We start from the raw sequence: 20,812 nt of genomic DNA, 5'->3' as shown, positions 1-20,812 counted from the left end.
GCCCGCCGCTTCGATCGCTCATGGTGTCCTCTGGTTGCTGTCGTCGTGGTCGGGACCGTCCCATCCTCGGCACAACGGCACGTTGTAGGCCAGCAGCGCCACCGGCTCGGCGTCGGCCGGCACCGGAAACCGCAGCGTGGTGGTGGCGACCGGGTCCAGCACCGGCAGCCGGCGGCGGTACTCGGCCAGCGGCACCCCCAGCACCGCGCAGGTGACCAGCCGGATCAACGTGCTGTGCGCGACCACCAGCAGCCGGCCGCCCGGATCCGCGGCGGCGAGCCCGGCGAGCGCGTCCAGCGCCCGGGCGACCGCCGCCGGTGGCGGCTCCCCGTCGGGGAAGTGCCCGGCCGCCGGGTCGGCCTCGAACCGGGCCACCAGTTCGGGGTCGGCGGCGCGCAGCTCGGCCAGGGTACGGCCCTCCGCGACGCCGAAGTCGAGTTCCCGCAACCGGGGCTCGACCGTCGGCACCAGGCCGGTTGCCGCCGCCGTCGGTCCGACCGTGTCCCGGGCCCGGCGCAGCGGTGAGCAGGCCAGACCGGTGAACTCCTGCCGGGCCGCCCAGCGGGCCAGGTCCCGTGCCTGCTCCACACCGACCGGATCCAGCGGCACGTCACTACGGCCCGTGTACCGGTTCGGGTGGTGCCAGGCTGTCCGGCCGTGTCGGGCGAGGACCAGCGTCGTACGGGTCACGACAGCTCCTTGGCGTAGTCGGCGAACTCCTGGTCGAGGTGGCCCCGGTCGACGAGTGCGTCGACGAACCGGGCGAACGGTTCGGCGAACCGGGCAGCGGCCTCCGGCCTGGGCGGGAGTACGCCGGCGACCCGTACCATCCGCCGCGCGGTGCTGGCCAGGTGTCCGTCGCCGGCCGCCGCCAGCACCGCCATGCCGAACGCCGGCTCGGCGGTGGCGGGCAGGGTCACCTCCCGGCCGAGTACGTCGGCCCGCAGCTGTGACCAGTAGCGGCTGCGGGTCCCGCCGCCGGTCAGGGACAGCGGCCCGGTGACGTCGGCGCCGAGTCGCCGCAGGTGCGCGTAGCAGAGCCGTTCGACGTACGCGACGCCCTGCAGCACGGCGGCGTACCGGTCCGCGTCGTCGACGAAGGTGCCCAGCTCGAACGGCTCGGCGTCGGGCCGGACGAACGGGAACCGCTCGCCCCGTGAGCGCAGGGGGTAGACCAGTCCGCCGGCCGGCTCGTACCGGGCGGCGGCGCGGTCCATCGCCGCCCGGTCCACGCCGGGGAACCGGCTCTCCAGGACGCCCGCGCCGACGTTCGACGCCCCGCCCGGCAGCCAGCCGCCGTCCGGATGCTGGTGGGAGTAGACCGCACCGGCCGGATCGGTCAGCCGGGCCGCGCTGACGCCCTTGAGTACCAGGGTGGTGCCGAGGACCGAGTTCCAACTGCCGGCCTCCAGCGCGCCGGCCGCGATCTGGGCGGCGCAGCCGTCGGTCATGCCGGCCCGTACCGGCACGCCGACCGGCAGACCGGTGTGTGCGGCACCGGCCGGCCCGACCACCCCGATCCGGGTGCCCGGCCGGACGACCCGGGGCAGCGCGCCGGCCGGTACGTCGAGCTGGTCCAGCAGTGCGGTCGGCCAGCCGGCGGTGTCCGGGTCGTACCCGGTCTTCAGCGCGCTGCTCCAGTCGGTGGCCACCGGGGTGCCGGTCAACCGGGTGGCCAGGTGGTCGCCGCAGTGTCGGAGCGCGACGCGGCCGGCGCGCAGGTCCGCGCGTAGCCCGGCGTGCCCGTGTCGGAGCAGCCAGAGCAGTTTGGGCAGTGCCCAGGACGGCTGGGTGGCGTACCCGAGTCGGGCCCACAGGTCGGCGCCGGTCGCCGCGACCTCCTCGGCCTCGCGTTGTGCCCGCGCGTCGTCGTACATCAGCGCCGGAGTGCGGGCCGTGCCGTCGACGTCGGTGAGCAGGAAGGTGCCGGAGGTGCCGCAGATCGCCACCGCGCCGACCCGGGCCGGGTCGACGTCGCGTAGGGCCCGCCGGAACGCCACGCCGAGCGCCGCCCACCAGCCGGCCGGGTCCTGCTCGTGCCGATCGCCGGTCCGTCTGCTGGCCAGGGCCTCTGCGCCCTGTCCGGCGACGGCGCCGTCGCCGTCGACGACCAGCACCCGCAGGCTCTGGGTGCCGACGTCGACGCCCGCCCACAGCCGCCCGGCACCCGGCTGGTGTTTTCGCATCGAGGGTTACCGCCTCCACGGCGAGAGCAACTGAACAGGCGTAGACGTTAACTTAACATCACGCTTGCCCATCAGTCACCCTGACGGCTCCGGGTGCGATCCTCGTTGAGCGGCGATTTCGGCGGCACGTCCCCCGCTCTGCGGCGACTGGCTGCGGTACTGGCCCCTGAGAAGTTAACGTGCTCAGTGTTAAGTAACACGGGCTCGTGACGCGCGGCGGTTGGCGCTCGGACGGCCCCGGCGGTGGGTGTGCTCCTCGGTGTGACCGCCCCGGCCGAGGCCGGGTCGGCCGCGACCGGGGTCGGTGGCAGGGTCAGCTCACCTCACGCAGCTTGCCGGTCTCCACCTCGTAGACGAAGCCGCGTACCGAGTCCTTGGCCGGGATGAAGGGGTCGGCCAAGATTCGGCCGATCGACTGCCGTACGTCCGCCTCGAGGTCGGTGAACGCCTCCGCTGCCCAGGCCGGTTTGACGCCGACCTCGGCCTCGATCGCCGTCTTGAACCCGTCGTCGGTGAAGGTGAGCATGCCGCAGTCGGTGTGGTGGATCAGAATGATCTCCCTGGTCCCGAGCAGTCGCTGGCTGATGGCGAGACTCCGCAGTTCGTCGGCGGTGACCACGCCGCCGGCGTTGCGGATCACGTGGGCGTCCCCCTCGGTCAGTCCGAGCAGGCCGTACGGGTTCAGGCGGGCGTCCATGCAGGCCAGGACGGCGACCTGCCGGGCGGGCGGCAGGGGCAGGTCTGCCTTGTCGAAGGTGGCGGCGTAACGCTCGGCGTTGCCGAGTAGTTCGTCGGTGACACTCATCGTGCTGCTCCTTCGTCGGCGTGTACGGGGAACACGAACGCGTGAAGCATATATAACAGATAGGATCGGTAGGGAATTTGCCATCCAGATCCTTGGATGGAGCCTCCGGTCCTGGAGTGCCTCCTACCGGCCCCCGGCGGTCAGTCCGCCGCCGGTACGTCGAACGTGGCGACGGCCGTCCCGTGCAGGCTGCCGAGCCACACCCTGCCCCGGTGTTCCCGTACCCCGGTCACCATCGAGAAGCCGGGAACCCGCGTCTGCAGGTCGTGGACCAGCCGCCCGTCCACGTCGAGCGCCTGGACCCACGCGGTGTCCGCCGGTTTCGGCTGGAGGCGTTCCGGCAACGCCCAGACCGCCCGGCGCAGTGCCGGATGTCGCGGCGACAGCAGGTCCAGCAGGGTGTTACGGGGTGAACCCAACGCGATCCAGAGCAGCCCGTCGGTGCCCCGGGACAGGTTGTCGGGAAAGCCCGGCAGGTTGTCCGCGAGCCGGTCGACACCGCCGGCGCGTGGACCCGCCAGCCAGATCCGGATCAGCCGGTACGCCCCGGTCTCGGCCACCACGACGAACGACTCGTCGGCGGCCAGGGCCACGCCGTTGGCGAAGTGCAGTCCGTCGCGCACCACCCCGGTACGTCCGTCGGGGTCACGTCGCAGCAACCGCCCGGTGCCGGAGTGCTCCAGCAGGTCAGCCTTCCAGTGTGCGAGGGTGAACCGCTGTGAGGAGTCACTGAAGAAGATCGTGCCGTCGGTGGCCACCGCTGCGTTGTTGCACAACCGCAAGGGTGCCCCGTCGACGGGGGTACCGGCCGCCACCAGGGTCTCCAGCCGTCCGGTGATCGGGTCGACCCGGAGCAGTCCACGTACCGCGTCACAGACCACCAGCCGTCCGTCCCGCTGTACCTCGACGCCGAGCGGCCGGCCGCCGGTCTCCGCCACCGTCTCGGTGTGGTCGTCCGTGACCAGGACGATCCGACCGTCGGCCAGTCCGGTGTAGACCCTTCCCCGGGAGTCGACGGCGACATCCTCCGGGCCCTGGCCGGAGAGGGTCCGCAGCCGCACCGGCGGCATCGGCCGTCCGCCGCTGCCCTGGCGTGCCCGGTGGGGCGCCCGGTCCGGCTGCCACACGACGGGGTCGATGCGTGGTCTGGCCATGGTCCATGCTACCCGGCGGGTCCGGTGCCGACCCCGCCGTCGAGCTCCGATCCGGGCCGCCGTCCCTGCTGGACGGTGCCCGGGCGAGAGTGGATCCCAGCGGTGACCGTGCCTGTTGACAGTCGGCCCGAACAAGGATATAAACCATCAGGTTATATAACCGCACGGTATGAAGCGGGAGGGGACGGGTGAGATGACGCCCGATCAACTGGACGCGACCTTCGCCGCCCTGGCCGATCCGACCCGACGGGCGATCCTGGCCCGGCTCGCGGCCGGTGAGGCCACCGTGACCGAGCTGGCCGCGCCGTTCCGGATGAGCCAGCCGGCCGTGTCGAAACACCTCAAGGTGCTGGAACGCGCCGGTCTGGTCTCCCGGGGCCGGGACGCGCAGCGCCGGCCGTGCCGGCTCGAGGCCCGGCCGCTCAAGGCCGCCGTCGACTGGCTGGCGAACTACCGCGCCTACTGGGAGGAGAGCTACCAGCGCCTCGACGACCTGCTCGGCATGCTCCAGGCCGAGGAAGAGACCGGCCGACCTACCAGCGGCCGGTCGTGAGCGGCGCTCCGAGACCGGTTCGGGTGACCACACCGACCGACCGGGACATCGTGTTGACCCGGGACTTCGACGCACCCCGACGGCTGGTTTTCGACGCACTCACCCGGCCCGAGCTGCTCCGTCGCTGGTTCGGGGCGCAGGGCTGGCAGCTTGTCGTCTGCGAGGTCGACCTGCGGGTTGGTGGGGCCTGGCGGTTCGAGTCCCGTGGCCCGGCCGGAGCGTGGATGGGGCACAGCGGGGTCTACCAGGTGATCCGGCCCGCCGAGCGGCTGGTCTACACCGAGCGGTACGACGACCAGTCGTACCCGGGCGACACCATGATCAGCCACCGACTCGTCGAGAACCATGGCGGCACGACGTTGATCAGCACCATCCGGTACGCCACCCCGGAGGGGCGGGACCGGGTGCTGCGGTACCCCATGGCGCGCGGCGTCACCGAGAGCTACGCCCGCCTCGACCAGGTACTCGCAAAATCGCACATCCATCAGGGCAACCGCCCAGGAGAGGAACCCGCACCATGAACTGGACTCTGGAAGTTGTCGTCGTACCCGTCTCCGACGTGGACCGCGCGAAGGCCTTCTACGCCGACCAGCTCGGCTTTCACGTCGACCACGACACCCGGGGCCACGACGGGCTCCGCATCGTCCAACTCACCCCGCCCGGATCGGGCTGCTCGGTGGTCATCGGACAGGGCATGGGCCCGGGCATGGCACCCGGGTCACTGCGCGGCCTGCAACTGGTCGTCCCGGACATCCACAAGGCACACGCCCAGCTCGTCGAGCGCGGCGTGCAGGTCAGCGACGTCCAGGTACTGGGCGAGAACCCGGGACCGGTCGCGGAACCACTGGACAACGTCGGATTCGTCTTCTTCAACGACCCGGACGGCAACGGCTGGGCCGTACAGCAGATCTCGTTGCGGGGGTAGCCGGCGACAGCCGACGGTTGTCGGGGTGGCGGGATAACATCCGCAGCCGTGACCGCCGTCGCCACCTACCGGTACCTCAGACCCTCCACCCTGCGCCCCGACGGGCTGGCGTTGCAGACCAGCGGCGGACCGGTGGCCAATCCCCGGTTCTTCTCCGGGTTCCTCACCACGCCCAGGCCGGCCGCCGCCGGTCTGCTCGCCGTCGCCGAGGTCGCCCGCACCCGCTACCACCGGCCGGTCGACCGGAGCAGTCTCGACCCGGTGGTGACCGGCAGTCGGGACCGGCTCCGGTTCGAGTCCTTCTCCGGCTGCTGCGGCGTCTACGCCCGGCTCGACGCCCTGCCGGCCGGGATCGACGGTGAGATCGTCGGGCACGGCACCACCAACGTCGACGTGAACCCGCCGCTGCGGGAGGCGCTGGCCCGGGTCGCCGGTATCGACCCGCTGCACCTCGCCGTCGGCCCCGACGACCTCACGGTCTCCACCCTGGACGGCGCGGTGGTGGAGAAGAAGGTGCCGCTTCCCGAGCGCTGGCTGCGCGGCTTCGCCGAGGTGCACGTGATGTCCTCGACCTTCGCGGCACGGGCCGAGGTGTCCGCCACCGAGGCCGCCGGGTTCCTCCGCCGGCTCCCCGCCGCCGGCTCCGACCGCTCGGTGTTCTGGGTGGTGCCGGCCGGCCGTACCCTGCGGCTGACCGCCCGGCCGACCCCGGGGGCGGTCTGCCTCGTCGGTGCCGGCCGGCTCGCCGCGCTGCGCGGTCTGGTCCGGTTCGCCAAGACCCTCCGGCTGTACGGGCCGACCGTCGTCGCCGGCTCACCCGCCATGCCCAGCACCTGGGAGCTGGACACCGGTGAACTGCGGCTGTCGCTCACCCTCTCACCAGAGCCCTACCGTGGCTTCTCCGGCGAGGGAGCGGCGCTGACCTCGCTCGCCGGCGAGCACGTGGTCGAGGACGCCGAGCTGGTCAGCGCGCTGCTCTCGTGGGATCCGACCATCGACGTGGACGCGCTCGCCCGCGTCGCCGCGATCGACACCCACCGGATCCGGGCCGCGCTGGCGCAGCTCGGCACCGCCGGCCGGGTCGGCTACGACGTCTCCGAGGCGGCGTACTTCCACCGGGTGATGCCGTACCACGCGGAGCGCGCCGAGCGGGACAACCCCCGCCTGGTCGCGGCGCGGGCGCTGGTCGCGACAGACGCGGTCGAGCTCGACGGCGCGGCGGCCACCGTCCGTGGCGGCGACGGGCCCTACCGGGTACGCACCCAGCCCGACGGTCGGCAGAGCTGCACCTGCGCCTGGTGGGCCGGCCACCGGGGCCAGCGCGGCCCGTGCAAGCACGCTTTGGCCGTGCTGCTGGTCCGCGCCGCCGCGAACCGCCCGGCGGACGGTCCGGAGGTTCCGGCGTGACCGGCGACCTGTTCGAACTGATCCACAAGGGTGCGGTCGACGACGTGCGGGCCGTGGTCACCGGGCTGACCGAGCCACAGCGGCGACAGCTCGGCGGCGACCTCGTCGCCTGGGTCCGCAAACTCCGGGACAACCGGTGGGGCGGCGCCGAGGCGGCGGCCCTGGCCGTCGCCGTGGTCGGCTGCCTGCCGACCGCGGCGCGGGCCGCCGAGGTCCTCGGCCGCCGGGCGGTCTCCCTCCCCGCGGAGGCCGGGCCGCCCGTCGTCACGGTCGCCCGGCACCGGGGCGTCGACTGGCTGCCCGAGCTGGCCCACCGGCTCGCGGACCGACTGCCCCGGGACCCCTGGTTCAGTTGGTCGTTCATCGCCCACCTGGTCGTCGCCGAGAACGCGGCGGCCCCGACCGGCGACCGGTTCGTCGAGGGATGGATCGCGTCGTTCGCCTGGCCGGGGTACGACCAGTGGGCGCTGTCGCTGCCCGACCGGCTCCGCGCCGACCCGTTCCTCGACGCCCTGGTGCCACGGCTGTTCGAGATCGACGGTCTCGGCACCCGGCTGACGTTCCGGAGCACCACCGGGCAGGAGGAGACCACCCTGCCGGCGGCGCTGGCCCGGCTCGCCGCCGAGGGCCGGCTGGACCGTACGGCACTGCTGGGCGGCTGCCTCGACCGGCTGGTCCGGGGCGACCGGCCGGCGGCCCTGCGCGCGTTTGTCGTACTGCACAACCTGCTCGTGCCGACACCGACCGAGCGTGCGGCACGGGCCGCCGACTATCTGCGGTTGCTCGCCGACGGCCCGGGTCCGGTGGCCACGATGGCCCAGCAGGCACTCCGTGGGCTGCCCGACCTCGAACTGGAGGGCCTGCTCGAGGCGGCCCGATCCGTGCTGGCCCGACCGGAGAAGGGACTGGTCCGGGCCCAACTCGGCTGGCTGGACCAGCTCGCCCGACAGCGTCCGGACCGGGCCGTCGAGATCGCCGCCGTCCTCGCCGAGGGAGCCGATCATGCGGCACCCGAGCTGCGCGACCGGGCCGCCGCGCTGGCGGCGAGACACGGGGTCACGCCGACCGTGGTGACCGCACTCACCGGCCGGGGCGACGAGCTGCCACCTCCGCCGGCCCCGGCCGCCGTACCGGCACCGATCGACGACCCGGACGAGTTGGCCGAGGAGGTCGCCGTCCTGCTCCGCGACGAGTTCGGCACGCTGGCGCTGGAGCGGGTGCTGGAGGGCGTGGTCCGGGTCGCCGGAGCTGACCGGCACCGACTCTCCCGGGCGCTGACCCCGGTGCTGGACCGGCACCCGGACGGCCGGGCCGCACACGGCTGGGATCCATGCTGTCTGCACGGCCACCTGGCCGGTGTACTGCGGTCCGCGGTCGACGCCCCGGAGGCCGGTACGCTGCGGGCCCGCTGGTCGGGTCTGCTCGCCGCGCTCCGCAGGGCGGATCCGCCGGACCCGCGGGTCGCGCCGCCACACTGGCTGCTCCGGCTACGCCTCGCCGAACTCGGCGCCCGGCTCGGCAACCAGCGCGGCGGTGTCGCCCTGCTCGCGACGCCGACGGCGGCGAACGGTTCGCTCGACGGGACGGTGCTGGTCGACCGGGTCGCCGCGCTCGGTGACGCGAGCCCGGGACGCTGGGATCTGCTCCAGGCCCTGCTGCGGCTGCCGCCGGTCGTCGACGAGCGACTGGCCGGGCGGGCGGCGGCGTTGCGTACCCCGGCCGGTGACCGGCTCGCCGGCTGGCTGCGTGGCGGCGGCGTGCCCGAGCCGGTGTGCCGTACGGTCACGGTGCCGTTCCACCGGTTCGTCGGCTACCACCCGGGTTCGTCCGGTGGGCCGACCCAGCGGCGGGTCGTCGAACTCCAACCCCCGCGTACCCCCGGAGCCGAGCGGTTCGAGGATCCGTTGCGGCTGCTCACCGGACGTCGGGCCCGACTCGACGGGCACTGTTCCGCGTGGTCCGTCCTCTGGCCCGCCGTACTCCCGGGTTACCGGGGTCTGGTCGCCGCGTACGCGTTGCCGGACATCGCCGGCGCCGCCGACCTGGACCTCCGGGGCGGGACGGCGGTGCTTCCGCTGCTGGCCGAGAGCACCGGCCGGGGCGGGCCGGCCCTGGACCTCGCCCTGGCGTACGGGCTCGGCGCCCGGCACGCGACGGACCGGGTCGCCGCCCTCGACGCCCTGCTGCTCCTCGCCGCCGCCGGTGACCTCGACGCCGAGGCCGTCGGCCGGCAGGTGGGTGAGCTGGGCGTGGCCGGGATGCTCACCCTGACCCGGGCGGTCGAACCGCTGCGGGACGCGGCGACCGCCGGGGCGCCGCTGACCGTCTGGCGCCTGCTCGCCGCCGCGCTGCCCGTGCTGCTGGCCGGGTCGGCGCCACCACGGGGGACGCCCGACCTGCTCTCGCTGGCCGCCGAGACGGCGACCCTGACCGGGGTCCGGATCGAGGTTCCCGGGCTGGGCGAGGTGGCCGCGCGGCGGGGATCGAGCCGGCTGGTCACCGAGGCGCGCCGGCTGGCCACCGCGGTGGACCGGGTCGAGGTCAGCGGGGAAGGGGTGTGACCGGCAGGACGTCGTGGCCGGCCGTCGGTGGTAACGGGACCCGTTGGAATGCGCCGGTGTGGAGATCCACCCGCAACAGCCGGGTGTCGAGCTGACCGCCGTGGTCGACGCGGACCAGCAACCGGCTCGGGCTCTCCCAGACGGGCGCGGTGGGTACGCCGACCCCCGCGCCGATCGGCAGCCAGACCGTCCGGGGCTCGGACGGCTTCCCGGTCAGATCGTGCAGCACCAGGCCGGGCGGCTGGTGACGTACCTCGTAGAGAAAGTGCCCGCCGGGCCCGAGTCGTACCTCCGGGGCCACCCGGAGCCGGCGGTGTACCCGACCGTCGGCGGCCAGGACGACCAGCGTGCCCGGTTCGTCGTCGGCGGTGGCCAGCGCCGTGCCGGACTGGGGGTCGACCGCCCGTAGTCGTCGGCCGGTCGGCTCCGGGGCCTGACCCGGCCGCCACCGCAGGACCTCGCCGCCGGCCGTACCACCGCTCACCTGGACGACCCCGGCCCGGATGGCCAGCAACCGCAGGTCGGCCCGCCGGTCGTCACCCGGCATCGTGTGCCGGGTGCCGTCGGCCAGGTCGACGAGGTGCAGCCGCTGGTAGGAGTGCCGGCCGACGTGGTGCTCGACGTACCCGAAATGCCGCCCGTCGTCGGCGAGGGCACCGCCGAACAGGCTTTTGGTGCCGACCGGATCGACCCGGCCGTCCGGCCGCACCAGCACCGTCGCGGACGACGCGGCGAGCAGGACGCCGTGCCGGGTCTCGAGGGCCTGGTAGATCCGTTCGTCGGGTCGGGGCGGGCGCCAGCGGGCGAGAACAACCGGTTCACCGTCCCGCCACACCGTCACCCTGCCGTCCTGGGAGACCAGACCGGCGGACGGCGGGTCTCCCCAGGGCGGCAGGTACGGCTCCGGGGCGGACTGCCCGAAGACGGCGAGGGACAGGGTTGACGCCGGTCCTGTCGGTCCGCTCTCCGCTCCCCGTACTCCGTGTTGGACAAACGCCGACGTCCGGTGGGTCCCGCGCGGCGGCGGGATGCCGGGTTCCGGTACCGACGGTGGCGCACCGGGCTCCCCGTGCCGAGGTGGTGGTGTCGACCCGTCCCAGGGCGGGCCCGGCGTCGGCGCGCGCATCGGCGGCCCGGAGTACCGGTGCACGGCGGGCTCGCGGGGCAGTGCCCGCAGTGTCACCAGTTCCGTCGAGAGGTCACCGTCGACCGCGAGTGCGCGACGTCCGACGGCCCAGTCGACGGTCTCCCGGACCTGTGCCACGGAGACGAGCAGGCTCTCGGCCAGGCCGGTCCACGAGGCGGTCACCTCGCCCGAGGTGTTTCCCCAGGTGGCGATGGTGACCAGGTCGGTGGCGAAGACCCGGTACCGGGCGAGCGCGACGCGGGTGTCGAGGGCCGGCGGGGGTGGCCCGACCAGCACCGGCCGGTGCCGGCGCAACCAACGCGGCGGCGCCGGCCACCCGCCGGACCCCGGCCCGGCGTCGTGGTCCGGTCCGGTGCGCGGATCCGGCCCGGTGTTGTCGTCGCGCCCCGCGTAGCGGTCCGGCGCGGGGCCCGCCCCGCGCCCGATGGCGCGGTCGGGCCAGAACTGGAGCCGGAAGACGTCGCCGCCGACCTCGACGGCCGGGCGCCGCGACAGCCGTACCCGGTAGAAGCCGGGCGCTCCGAGCGGGAGAGACGGGTCGACGTGGCTGCCGGTGACCGTCCCCAGGCCGACCCGCCCGCCCCGGCAGCGGTAGGGCAGCTCGACCACGTCCTGCCAGTCGTCGCGGTCGTCGCCCGGCACCGAGTCGTGTGCCTCGAACCGCACCCGGTGGTACTCGTCGGTGGCCCGGGCCTCCAGCCAGCCGTCACCGGAGCAGGCGATGGTCCCGGCCGGTTGGGTGTCGACCGCACCCCGCCGCAGCATCCCGGCCAGCATCGGCAACTCCTCGACCCCGGGGTCCGGCCAGGCGTCGGTCACCACCAGGGTGCCGTACTCCGGCCGGTGCTCGTCGTCCTCGAGAACGTCAACCAGGGCCACCCGCGCACCGTAACAGCCGTCTGTGACACCACCGCCGCTCGATGGCCGGCCCGGTCAGCCGGGTACGACCGGCAGGTTGGCGACCGACGCGCCGAGCTGCTCCGCGGAGATCTCATGGTCGACCAGTTCGCCGGCGAGGTAGGCGCCGTACGCGGCGAGGTCCAGGTGACCGTGTCCACAGAGCGCGGTCAGGATGACCTTCTCCTCACCGGTCTCCCGACACCGCAACGCCTCCTCCACACACGCCGCCAGCGCGTGGGTCGGCTCGGGAGCCGGCACGATCCCCTCGGTACGGGCGAACCGGATCCCGGCCTCGAAACACTCCCGTTGGGTCTTCGCCACCGCCTCGATCAGGCCCAGCTCGTAGATGTGTGAGAGCAGCGGGGACATGCCGTGGTACCGCAACCCGCCGGCGTGGATCGGGTCGGGAATGAAGTCGTGGCCCAGGGTGTGCATCTTCATCAGCGGGGTCAGCCCGGCGGTGTCGCCGAAGTCGTAGGCGTAGACGCCCCTGGTCAGGGATGGGCAACTCGCCGGTTCGACGGCCCGGATCGTCACGTCCAGCCGGCCGGCGAGCTTCTCCCGCAGGAACGGGAACGCCAGCCCGCCGAAGTTGGAGCCGCCGCCGGTGCAGCCGATCACCAGATCCGGGCTGAGTCCGACCTTGGCGAGCTGGGCGATCGCCTCCTCGCCGATCACCGTCTGGTGCAGCAGCACGTGGTTGAGCACGCTGCCCAGCGCGTAGTTGGTGTCCGTCCGCCCGGCGGCCACCTCCACCGCCTCGGAGATGGCGATGCCCAGCGAACCCGGGGAGTCGGGGTGCTCGGCGAGCACGGCGCGGCCGGCCGCGGTGAGTTCCGAGGGGGACGGGTGGATCACACCCCCGAACGTCTCGATCATGATCCGGCGGTACGGCTTCTGGTCGTACGAGGCCCGCACCTGCCACACCTCGCAGTCCAGCCCGTACTGGGAGCAGGCGAAGGCGAGGGCGGTACCCCACTGGCCGGCGCCGGTCTCGGTGGTCAGCCGCCGGATCCCGGCCGCCGCGTTGTAGTGGGCCTGCGGTACGGCGGTGTTCGGCTTGTGCGACCCGGCGGGTGATCCTCCCTCGTACTTGTAGAAGATCTTGGCTGGGGTGCCGAGCGCCCGTTCCAGCCGGTGCGCCCGGTGCAGGGGCGAGGGCCGCCACAGTCGGTAGACGTCGAGAACCTCCTCCGGGATGTCGACCCACCGATCGTCGGTGACCTCCTGCTCGATGAGGGCCGTCGGGAACAGCGGCGCCAGGTCGTCCGGTCCGACCGGTCGCAGGGTGCCCGGATGCAGCACCGGCGGCGGTGGGCTGGGCAGGTCGGCGACGATGTTGTACCAGCGACGGGGCAGCTCCGCCTCGTCCAGCAGGATCCTGCTCGGCTCGGTCATGAGCCGAATTAGACCGTCACGCGACGGGCGTGTCCATCGATGTCACCCGGCCAGGGGTTCGCCGGCCCGCCGGACGTGGTCGGGGCCGGCCGGCTTCGCGGTGGTCCGCGCGGGATCGCCCGCCGACCCGCGGGTTCCGCTGGCCCCCGCCTCGGCGAAGGTGTGCCGCAGCCGGTCCCGGACCTCGCCGGCCGCCGGATGGTGCAGCTCGTCGAGGATGGTCGCCGACTCCAACCAGGCCCGCCGGGCGGCTCCGAGCTGCCCGTGCGCATGGAGCGTGTTGCCCAGGTGGGCGAGGGTGTCCGCGACGGCGGGGCGGTTGCCGAGGTCGCGGAAGAGCGCCAGGGCCCGCTGGTGGCAGGCGATCGCGTCCGGGTACTGGCCGAGGTGGTGGTGGGCGTAGCCGAGGCTGGTCCAGGTGTGCGCCTCCGCCGGCCGGTCCCCGAGTTCCTGCTGGTCGGCGAGGGCGCGGTAGCAGCAGGTGAGGGCCTGGTCGTGTGTGCCGTTCAGGGCGTGGCACCAGCCGACGGAGCTCAGCGCCCGGGCCTGGCCGATCCGGTGCCCGACGGTTTCGAACAGGTCGAGGGCCTGTTGCGCGTGGTGCAGCGCCTCCGGGAACCGGGTCCGCTGCTCCAGTACGAGCGCGAGGTTGTGGTGTACCTGTGCCTGACCGACGTGGTCGTCCAACTCCGCGTAGCGGGCGAGCGCCTGCCGGAGGTACCCGTCCGCGTCGTCGTGCCGTCCGAGGCGCAGACAGGCGATGCCGAGGTACCGCAGCGCGTACGCCTGGCCGGGGCGGTCACCGCGGGCGCGTACCGCCGCCAGAGCGCTCTCCAGCACGGCCACCAGGTCGGGCCAGTGCCCGTGCTCGTCGAGGAAGGGCGCGATCGTCCAGGCGAGCTGCCAGGTGTGGCCGCCGGCGGTGTCCGGGGAACGCTGGCCGATGGAGGCGAGCAGCACCGGCTGCTCGACGGTGAGCCAGCACCGGGCGTCGGCGGCGTCGACGAACGACTCCGCCGTCACCCCGGGCCGGGGCGGGTCGACCGCGATCGCGTCCCGGTGCGGATGGGTGAGTCTGGCGGCGGCCTGCGCGGAGTGCAGGTAGTGGTCGAGGACCCGGTGTACGGCCTCCCGTCGTTCCGCTGCCGGCTCCTGCTTCCGGGCCAGTTCGGCGGCGTACGCGCGGAGCAGGTCGTGGCAGCCGTACCGGCCAGGGACGTGTTCGGATAGCAGGTTGGCCCGGGTCAGCTCGGCGAGCGCGGGGTGTACCTGCGGTGGCGGGAGCCCGACCAGGCTGGCCGCGGCGGCGGTGCCGATGTCCGGGCCGGGGTGCAGTCCGAGCAACCGGAACAGTCGGGCCGCTGGCGCGGTGAGCCTCTGGTACGACCACGAGAAGACGGCCCGTACGTCGGTGCCGGGGTCACCGTCGGCGAACCCGTCGAGCCCTCCGGCGGTGGACCGCAGCTGCTCCGCCAGGGTCCGTAACGGGAAGCCGGGCTGGGCGGCGGTCCGGGCGGCCGCGACCGCCAGGGCCAGCGGCAGCCGGGCGCAGTGCGCGATGATCTCGTCCACCGCCGTCAGCTCCGCTGCCACCCGTCCCGGGCCGAGTCGCTGGACCAGCAGTTGCCGAGCTTCGTTGGCGGGTGGCAGTTCCAACGTGACCGGGTGGGCGCCGACCCTGGCGACCAGTCCGGAGAGCCGGTACCGGCTGGTCACGATGACCCCGCAGCCGGGTGTGCCGGGCAGCAGTGGGTGCACCTGGTCCGCGTCGGCGGCGTTGTCCAGCATGATCAGCACCCGTCGGCCGGCGAGCAGGCTCCGGTAGAGCGCGGCCTGCTCGGCCAGGTCGGCGGGGATGTGGTGCGGAGCGGCACCGAGCGCGGTCAGGAGGCCGCGGATCGCCTGGCCCGGCTCCACCCGGGAACCGCTCGGATCGAAGCCTCGCAGGTTGACGTGGAGTTGGCCGTCCGGGAACCGGTCGGCGCGCCGGTGTGCCCAGTGCACCGCCAGGGTGGACTTGCCGACTCCGGCGGTGCCGGAGACCACCGCGATCATCACGCCGGCCGGTTCGCCGCCGCTCGGCAGCAGGATGTGGTCGAGCTGGTCGAGTTCCCGCTGCCGACCGGCGAAGACGGCGAGGTTCAACGGAAGTTGTGCGGGGACCCGTGGCAGCGGCGCCCCGCCGGTCCGGCCGGCCACGCCCCGCCCGTCGCCCGCGAATGAGCCGGCGTCGCCGGTGCCGGTGGTGGTCGGTCCGGGCCCGGCGGTGTGGGTGACCGGAACCGGGTCACCGGTGTCGGTGGCCGGGCCGTCGCCACCGGTGTCCGTCGCCGGGCCGCTGCCGCCCGTCGCGGTCGTCGTCAGGTCGAGTCCGGGATCGCCGCGCAGGATCGCCTGGGCCAGCCGGTTGAGTGGGGCGCCGGGATCCAGCCCCAGCTCGTCGGCGAGTCGTTGCCGGGTCCGGTGGTAGGTCCGCAGCGCGTCCTGGCGCCGACCCGACCGGTAGAGCGCGAGCATCAGGTGCCCGGCGAGTCCCTCGTCCAACGGCTCCCGCGCGGCCAGCTCGGCGAGTTCGCCGAGCACCGTGTCGTGGCCGCCGAGGGCGAGATCCGTCTCGATCCGCAGCAGCGTCGCCGACCGGCGCAGTTGGTCGAGCCCGGCGCAGACCCGGGCGCGCAGTGGTTCGGCGGCGTCGGCCAACGGCGTACCACGCCAGAGAGCGAGTGCCTCGCGCAGCAGCCGGGCGCGTTCCACGTCGGTCGCGGTCCGGGCCAGTTCGACGAGGCGGGTGAAGCGGTGGGCGTCGACCGAGTCGGGCGGGACCTCGATGGCGTACCCGTCGCCGCGTCGGACGAGTACGTCACCGTACCGGTCCCCGGCGGTGTTCAACGCGGTACGCAACCGGGAGACGTACGTGCTCAGTACGGCGGTGGCGTTGGCAGGTGGCTCGCCCTGCCACAACAGGTCGACCAACCGGTGGATGGGGACCGGCCGGCCCGCCTCCAGCAGCAGGAGCCCGAGCAGGCAGCGTTCCCGACGCCTTCCCACGTGGACCGGAGACCCGTGGTGTTCCACCTGCACGGGACCCAGCACGCGAAATTCCATGACCTGATCCATTGGTCTTCCGTGTACCTCCGATGAGCGTCCGGTGTGTGTCGGCGCGTCGTGGTGTCGCGGAGGTGGCGAACCCGCGCTCGGTCTGGTCGTCAGGCAGGGTGTGCCGTCGACCATAGTGTTGACCATCGGGGGTGTCCGAAGGTTGCGTACGCGGGTCTACTTTCGCGTGTCGCCGTTACCGCTGCCGTGAAGGTGGCGGTGGGCAGCCGCGCGCTCGCCGAGCGTCAGAGTCGATCATCAGCGCCGCCGGGCGGCGCGACGGTGCCGGCGGTGCGGAGCGTCGATCAGCGGCGCCGTGCACGGAACAGCGCGCACCGCACACCGGGTGGCGGGCGGTACGCGGCGGCGGAAATGTGGGGGTGCGGGCGGGGGAAGACGCGGGCGGACCACCGGACCGCCCGTCGGGGCTGTTCGGTGGCCTCGGCGGGCGGTCCGGGCGCGCGGCGGCCCGGATCGTCGGTTCAGGCCTGCCGTACGTGCCGTTCCACGTGCTGACACCGCACGTACCGGAGGTTCTCGTCCACGGTGGTCCGGCCCGACCGCTCCGGCCTGGGATCGAGTCGGGGATCGCGGCTCAGCATCGCCCGGTGCAGACCCACCAGTTCGGACCCGGGATCCAGCCCGAGGTGGCTCCGGAGGGTGGCCTGGGCCCGTTGGTACGTGGCCAGCGCGGTCGCCACGTCACCGCAGCGGTAGTGCGCCAGCATCAGTTGTCCCCAGAGGGCCTCCCGGGTCGGATGCGCCTGGGTCAGCCGGCGGAGTTCGTCGACGAGGTCGGCACCTCCACCCAGGTTGAGCCGTGCCTGCAGATGGCATTCGACCGCGATCTGGCGCAGTTCGTCGAGAGCGGTCAGCCGGGAGGCGAACGCCGGGGTCCGGGGGACGTCACTCGCCGGTTCACCCCGCCACAGCGCCAGGGCCGCCCCCAGTTGGGTCGCGGCGGGCCCCGGAGCGCCTGCGGCGAGTGCCGCCCGGCCCAGCCGGAGTCGTTCGGTGAACGCGTGCAGGTCCACGTCGTGCGGTCCGGTCCGCAGCAGGTAGCCGCCCCCAGCGGTGACGAGCCGGTCCCGCCCGGCGTCCGGTGAACCGCAGATGGCGGTCCGCAGGCGGGTCGCGTACGTCCGCAGGTTGGCGATCGCCGACGCGGGTGGGTCACGGTCCCAGAGCAGCTCGACGAGGGCGTCCAGTGGGACCGCCCGGTTGGGTCGCAGCAGCAGGGCGGCGAGTAGCGCCCTCGGTCGTACTCCGTTGAGTCGTACCGGCCGGCCGTCCCGCCAGACCCGCACGGGACCGAGGACCGCGAAGCGTAGCCGCGGCTCACTCCGTAGCAGGAGCGTTGACATGGACACAGCCTGCGGGACGCGGGTTTCCGTCCGCCTTCCAGTGTTCTTCCGGCCGGCCACCGGCCCGCCGCCTGCGGGTGCGGCGGGCGGGGGCGGGACCTGGCCCGGTGGGCCCGCCGACCGTGACCGGCCTGGTGGGCCCACCGGACGTCGGTCAGTCCTTCGGATGGCCCTCGGGCGTGGTGTCCCACTCCGGGTTGCCGAGCGTGCCGACCCAGTCGCGCACCTTCGGTACGTCGTTCGGCGCGAAGGCCAGGCTGAGCAGGAGCAGCAGTCGCGCCTTCTGCGGCAGCAGGTCGTCGCCGGCGATGATCGGTGTGCTGCCGCCACCGCCGTAGACCGAGCCGGAGCCGGTGCGGGTGGTGCTGACGAAGACGACGCCCTTCGCGGCCGCGGCGCCCCGGGCGGCGCTCTGCGCGGACGAGAGCCCGCCGGCGCCGGTCCCGGCGGTGACGATCCCCTTCACCCCGGCGTCCGCGAACGCGGTGATCGCCTCACCGCCGGCCTGCTGGTAGCCGTAGACGACCTCCACCCGGGGCAGCGCGGTCGGTGCGATCCTCGACATGTTGAACGGTGTCATCCAGTGCTGCTTCGAGTCGCAGTGGTCGACCCGGGCGGGTGCCCGGCCGACCTTGATGTTCGGTCCGTCGACCCAGCCCAGTACGCCGAACTCCCGGGTCTGGAAGGTGTCCATCCGGTACGCGCTGGTCTTGGTCACGTCGCGGGCGGCGTGGAACTCGTCGCCGAGCAGCAGCACCGTGCCGTAGCAGTACGTCGACTGGCTGGCCGCGAGCACGATCGAGTTGTAGAGGTTGGCGGGTCCGTCGGCGCCGATCACCTGCGGCCCGTCCGGGGTACCGGCCGCCCAGGGCCGCATCGCGCCGGTCAGTACCACCGGCTTGCGGTTCTGCACGGTCAGGTCCAGCCAGTACGCGAACTCCTCCATGGTGTCGGTGCCGCTGGTGACCACCACCCCGTCCGAGTCCCGGAGCGCCTTCTCGACGGCGAGGGTGAGGGCGTGGAACTCGGCGATGGTGTAGCCGCCGGAGCCCTTGTTGCCGAACTGGACGGTGCTGACGTCGGCGACCTGGCCGATCTCCGGCTGGAGCTGCCCGACCAGGCTGGCGATCGGGATCTGGCCGGAGCGGTAGTCGGTGTAGCTGCTCCGGGAGGTGGCGACACCGGAGATGGTGCCACCGGTGCCGATCACCGTGACCCTGGGTTCCCGGGTTCTGGCCTGGTTGACCGCTTCGGTGTAGGCGACGCTGCGGATGCCGGACGGTCCGGTCACCGCGGCGACGTTGGTGGCCGGCAGGGCGACCGCCTCCGGCGCGGGGGAGCGGTCGAGGGCGGAGACCACGGTCGCGGTCAGCGCCGCGGCGAGGAGCGGGACGAGTACGGCGACACCGCGGCGCGGGGCCGCCCGACATTGATCCTTCAGACTGGACAACCTGACCTCCAGGGTGGGGGATTCGGCGGTTCCGGGCATCGTCCGGGCCGGCCGTTTCCGTGTCATTGCAAGATCATTACTGGTGATCGTGCTCTGGAACCGACGCGGGACTCCTCGACCGTCGGCCATCGCCGGATGGGTGGCTTCGCCCGGCCCGTCCGATCGTCCGGGCGCCCGGGCTGTGATCAGTCACACAACCGGCCCCGAAGGATGAACCTCGGCGGCTCGCCGGGATACCCAGGAGCAGGATGGACGACAGGGACCGGCCGTTGCTGCACCGGGTGGCCACCGGTGACCAGCGGGCCTTCGCGGAGTTGTACGCCCGGCACGGCCGGGCGTTGCTGGCGTACGCCGAGGGGCTGCTCGCCGACCGGGGACGTGCCGAGGAGGCGGTCCAGGACACCCTCCTGGCCCTGTGGCGGGGCGCCACCTCGTTCGAGGGGCGGTCGACGGTGCGTACCTGGCTCTTCGGCATCTGCCGCCGGCAGGCGCTGAACCGGATACCCGGACGTCATCCGGTGTCGGTGCCGGTCGAGGCGGCGGCCGGGATCCCGTCCGCCGAGCCGGGACCGGAGGCGGTGGCGCTGGCCCGGGCCGACGCCCGGGCGGTGGCCGCCGCCCTGGCCGAACTGCCGTCCGGGCACCGGGAGGTGCTCGATCTCGCGTTCGGTGCCGGGCTGGCGCAGGCCGAGATCGCCGAGGTACTCGGCATCCCGGTCGGCACCGTGAAGAGCCGCCTCTTCCACGCCCGGGCCAGCCTCGTCCGGGCGCTTCCGGCCGATCCGTCGACCGCGACGCCGACGACGTCAACCACAGCGCCGGCACCGCCCGGGTCCCCGGCATCCGTCGGATCCTCGGGAAGGAGGACGGGACGATGACACACCCGACCGATCTGCTGGCGTCCTTCGCCGCCGGAACACTGCCGGACGAGGACGCCCGGCAGGTCGCCCGACACCTGGACCGGTGTGCCGGCTGTGCCGCCGAGGCCGCCTCCTGGCAGCGGATCGGGGCCGCGGTCGCCGACCGGGTCGCGGCGGTCGCCGTACCCCCGTCGGGGCTGCTCGACGCGGTGCTCGCACGGCTGTCGGCGGACGGTGCGCCGCGAACCGCCGGGCAGGCCGCGTCGTCGGAACCCCCGACACCGGCCGCGACCGGTTCGGTGGCGCTACCCCGGTACGCGGCGGTGCCGGGCGGTGCGGTCGGTGCCCGCGCGGTGCGGATCCTGGCCCGGCAGTGGCGGCTGGTCGACCGGCGGGTCTGGCCGGTGGCCGGCGCGGTGCTCGCGCTCGGTACCGGTTTCGCCGCCTGGGCGCCGTCCAGAATCTCCGGCACGGTGCTCGCCATGGTGGTGCCGCTGGTCGCGGCGTTGGCGATCGCGGGTGCCTGCGGCAGCGGCACCGACCCGGCCGCCGAGGTGGTCGCGGCCAGCCCGACCGGCGTACGCACGGTGCTGCTCGCCCGGCTCAGCCTGGTGCTCGGGGTGATCGTCGGTGCCGCCTCGGTCGCCTCCCTCGGCCTGGGCTGGTTCGACGCGGCTAGCAGCCCACCACTGCTGTTCGTCGCCTGGCTCGGCCCGGTCACGCTGCTATCCGCGGTGAGTTTCGCACTGTCGGTGCTGTGGCGACCGGCGGTCGGGATCGCGGGCGCGATGGCGCTCTGGATGCTGCGGGCACTCGCCGGCACCGGCACGCTCGACCACACCGTGCTGAACGTGGTGGAGCCGTTGTGGCGGACCAGTGGACCGGTCCTGACGGGCGCGGCACTGCTGGTGGCCGGGGCGGTGGCGCTCTCACCACATCTGCCCGGCCGGGCCAGCAGGGCGTACGGCTGGTGACGACTGTGGCCTGGGTCACCGACGAACGACTG

The 20,812-nt window shown here is 73.6% G+C and carries 16 protein-coding genes; 7 read left to right on the top strand and 9 right to left on the bottom strand.

Translation table 11 applies throughout. The annotated features are described in order from the left end of the window. Positions 1 to 18 precede the first annotated feature (18 nt). From V1633_RS31900 to V1633_RS31885, 4 genes are all read right to left on the bottom strand, one after another. On the bottom strand, positions 19 to 690 hold the full coding sequence (locus tag V1633_RS31900) for a histidine phosphatase family protein (RefSeq protein WP_331218032.1): 672 nt from the start codon (positions 688 to 690) through the stop codon (positions 19 to 21). Continuing rightward, complete coding sequence (locus tag V1633_RS31895; RefSeq protein WP_331218031.1) at positions 687 to 2,186, bottom strand: FGGY-family carbohydrate kinase; 1,500 nt, start codon at positions 2,184 to 2,186, stop codon at positions 687 to 689. The genes V1633_RS31900 and V1633_RS31895 overlap by 4 nt, the downstream gene beginning before the upstream one ends. Positions 2,187 to 2,499: 313 nt before the next feature. Next, on the bottom strand, positions 2,500 to 2,991 hold the full coding sequence (locus tag V1633_RS31890; protein ID WP_331218030.1) for a beta-class carbonic anhydrase: 492 nt from the start codon (positions 2,989 to 2,991) through the stop codon (positions 2,500 to 2,502). Between the two features lie 140 nt (positions 2,992 to 3,131). Next, positions 3,132 to 4,145, bottom strand: coding sequence for an SMP-30/gluconolactonase/LRE family protein (locus V1633_RS31885; protein ID WP_331218029.1), 1,014 nt, complete (start codon positions 4,143 to 4,145; stop codon positions 3,132 to 3,134). 169 nt (positions 4,146 to 4,314) lie between these two features. Between V1633_RS31885 and V1633_RS31880 the strand changes: the two genes are divergently transcribed. Genes V1633_RS31880 through V1633_RS31860 form a run of 5 tightly spaced genes read left to right on the top strand, consistent with a single transcriptional unit; the run spans position 4,315 to position 9,591 of the window. Continuing rightward, entirely contained in the window at positions 4,315 to 4,698 is a 384-nt protein-coding gene (locus V1633_RS31880; RefSeq protein WP_407952140.1) for an ArsR/SmtB family transcription factor, read from the top strand. Further along, positions 4,695 to 5,219 carry an SRPBCC family protein gene (locus tag V1633_RS31875; RefSeq protein WP_331218027.1) on the top strand — a complete coding sequence of 175 codons (525 nt, stop codon included), beginning with the start codon at positions 4,695 to 4,697 and terminating at the stop codon, positions 5,217 to 5,219. Before V1633_RS31880 ends, V1633_RS31875 begins: the two co-directional genes overlap by 4 nt. Next, positions 5,216 to 5,623, top strand: coding sequence for a VOC family protein (locus tag V1633_RS31870; protein WP_331218026.1), 408 nt, complete (start codon positions 5,216 to 5,218; stop codon positions 5,621 to 5,623). Before V1633_RS31875 ends, V1633_RS31870 begins: the two co-directional genes overlap by 4 nt. Before the next feature lie 48 nt (positions 5,624 to 5,671). Then, positions 5,672 to 7,030, top strand: a complete 1,359-nt coding sequence (locus tag V1633_RS31865; RefSeq protein ID WP_331218025.1) for an SWIM zinc finger family protein — start codon at positions 5,672 to 5,674, stop codon at positions 7,028 to 7,030. After that, the gene (locus V1633_RS31860; RefSeq protein WP_331218024.1) at positions 7,027 to 9,591 is read left to right on the top strand and encodes a DUF6493 family protein; all 2,565 of its coding nucleotides are present in this window, start codon (positions 7,027 to 7,029) and stop codon (positions 9,589 to 9,591) included. The genes V1633_RS31865 and V1633_RS31860 overlap by 4 nt, the downstream gene beginning before the upstream one ends. Here the strand turns inward: V1633_RS31860 and V1633_RS31855 are convergent. The 5 genes from V1633_RS31855 to V1633_RS31835 form a co-directional block, all read right to left on the bottom strand. Further along, the gene (locus V1633_RS31855) at positions 9,572 to 11,617 is read right to left on the bottom strand and encodes a hypothetical protein (protein WP_331218023.1); all 2,046 of its coding nucleotides are present in this window, start codon (positions 11,615 to 11,617) and stop codon (positions 9,572 to 9,574) included. The genes V1633_RS31860 and V1633_RS31855 overlap by 20 nt on opposite strands. A gap of 54 nt (positions 11,618 to 11,671) precedes the next feature. Further along, complete coding sequence (locus V1633_RS31850; protein ID WP_331218022.1) at positions 11,672 to 13,036, bottom strand: TrpB-like pyridoxal phosphate-dependent enzyme; 1,365 nt, start codon at positions 13,034 to 13,036, stop codon at positions 11,672 to 11,674. A gap of 42 nt (positions 13,037 to 13,078) precedes the next feature. Continuing rightward, positions 13,079 to 16,141 carry an AfsR/SARP family transcriptional regulator gene (locus V1633_RS31845; protein WP_331218021.1) on the bottom strand — a complete coding sequence of 1,021 codons (3,063 nt, stop codon included), beginning with the start codon at positions 16,139 to 16,141 and terminating at the stop codon, positions 13,079 to 13,081. Positions 16,142 to 16,614: 473 nt separating this feature from the next. After that, positions 16,615 to 17,496 (bottom strand): AfsR/SARP family transcriptional regulator, encoded by an 882-nt coding sequence (locus V1633_RS31840; RefSeq protein ID WP_331218020.1) that lies wholly within the window; start codon positions 17,494 to 17,496, stop codon positions 16,615 to 16,617. A 154-nt stretch (positions 17,497 to 17,650) separates the two neighbouring features. Then, the gene (locus V1633_RS31835; RefSeq protein ID WP_331218019.1) at positions 17,651 to 19,012 is read right to left on the bottom strand and encodes an asparaginase; all 1,362 of its coding nucleotides are present in this window, start codon (positions 19,010 to 19,012) and stop codon (positions 17,651 to 17,653) included. A 182-nt stretch (positions 19,013 to 19,194) separates the two neighbouring features. On the opposite strand from V1633_RS31835, the gene V1633_RS31830 reads away from it, so the two are divergent. Further along, the gene (locus V1633_RS31830; RefSeq protein ID WP_331218018.1) at positions 19,195 to 19,824 is read left to right on the top strand and encodes an RNA polymerase sigma factor; all 630 of its coding nucleotides are present in this window, start codon (positions 19,195 to 19,197) and stop codon (positions 19,822 to 19,824) included. Next, complete coding sequence (locus tag V1633_RS31825; RefSeq protein ID WP_331218017.1) at positions 19,821 to 20,780, top strand: zf-HC2 domain-containing protein; 960 nt, start codon at positions 19,821 to 19,823, stop codon at positions 20,778 to 20,780. The genes V1633_RS31830 and V1633_RS31825 overlap by 4 nt, the downstream gene beginning before the upstream one ends. Positions 20,781 to 20,812 lie beyond the last annotated feature (32 nt).

Source organism: Plantactinospora sonchi (genome assembly GCF_036422035.1).
GTDB lineage: Bacteria > Actinomycetota > Actinomycetes > Mycobacteriales > Micromonosporaceae > Plantactinospora > Plantactinospora sonchi.
Note: the sequence above shows the minus strand (reverse complement) of the source record. Positions and strands in the feature narration are given on the sequence as shown.

What these genes read in the sequence shown, in the direction of transcription:
- V1633_RS31845 (WP_331218021.1), bottom strand. Translation starts at nt 16,141, where the DNA reads ATGGAATTTCGCGTGCTGGGTCCCGTGCAGGTGGAACACCACGGGTCT.
- V1633_RS31835 (WP_331218019.1), bottom strand. Translation starts at nt 19,012, where the DNA reads ATGACACGGAAACGGCCGGCCCGGACGATGCCCGGAACCGCCGAATCC.
- V1633_RS31870 (WP_331218026.1), top strand. Translation starts at nt 5,216, where the DNA reads ATGAACTGGACTCTGGAAGTTGTCGTCGTACCCGTCTCCGACGTGGAC.
- V1633_RS31880 (WP_407952140.1), top strand. Translation starts at nt 4,315, where the DNA reads ATGAAGCGGGAGGGGACGGGTGAGATGACGCCCGATCAACTGGACGCG.
- V1633_RS31890 (WP_331218030.1), bottom strand. Translation starts at nt 2,991, where the DNA reads ATGAGTGTCACCGACGAACTACTCGGCAACGCCGAGCGTTACGCCGCC.
- V1633_RS31850 (WP_331218022.1), bottom strand. Translation starts at nt 13,036, where the DNA reads ATGACCGAGCCGAGCAGGATCCTGCTGGACGAGGCGGAGCTGCCCCGT.
- V1633_RS31895 (WP_331218031.1), bottom strand. Translation starts at nt 2,186, where the DNA reads ATGCGAAAACACCAGCCGGGTGCCGGGCGGCTGTGGGCGGGCGTCGAC.
- V1633_RS31830 (WP_331218018.1), top strand. Translation starts at nt 19,195, where the DNA reads ATGGACGACAGGGACCGGCCGTTGCTGCACCGGGTGGCCACCGGTGAC.
- V1633_RS31825 (WP_331218017.1), top strand. Translation starts at nt 19,821, where the DNA reads ATGACACACCCGACCGATCTGCTGGCGTCCTTCGCCGCCGGAACACTG.
- V1633_RS31885 (WP_331218029.1), bottom strand. Translation starts at nt 4,145, where the DNA reads ATGGCCAGACCACGCATCGACCCCGTCGTGTGGCAGCCGGACCGGGCG.
- V1633_RS31840 (WP_331218020.1), bottom strand. Translation starts at nt 17,496, where the DNA reads ATGTCAACGCTCCTGCTACGGAGTGAGCCGCGGCTACGCTTCGCGGTC.